Origin of the sequence: Streptomyces tateyamensis (assembly GCF_003205575.1) — a bacterium.
GTDB classification, from domain to species: domain Bacteria; phylum Actinomycetota; class Actinomycetes; order Streptomycetales; family Streptomycetaceae; genus Kitasatospora; species Kitasatospora tateyamensis.
Genome location: NZ_PYBW01000343.1, coordinates 1 through 223, shown reverse-complemented (window position 1 = coordinate 223; position 223 = coordinate 1). Strand labels below are relative to the sequence as shown.

Here is a 223-nt window from a genome sequence, read left to right as displayed (position 1 = left end):
CCCCCCCCCGCCGCACCTTGCCGGTGCCCGCCTCGGCGCCGGCCAGCGCGAACTCCGGGCCGCGGCGCACCGATCCGGCGTGGTGGGTGGTACGCACCCCGATCACGCCCTCGGCCGGGGACCAGCACTCGACGGTCAGCAGTGGGCTGTTGAGGGTGTCACCGCGGCCGGTCACGTGCTTCACCGGGGCGTAGAGCGTCATCCGGTGCTCCTCGGCCCGCAC

General features: G+C 75.8%; 1 protein-coding gene. It reads right to left on the bottom strand.

What is annotated here, in order from left to right:
• Positions 1–223 (bottom strand): hypothetical protein (locus C7C46_RS33675; RefSeq protein WP_146259347.1); only part of this gene is annotated, 223 nt, incomplete at both ends.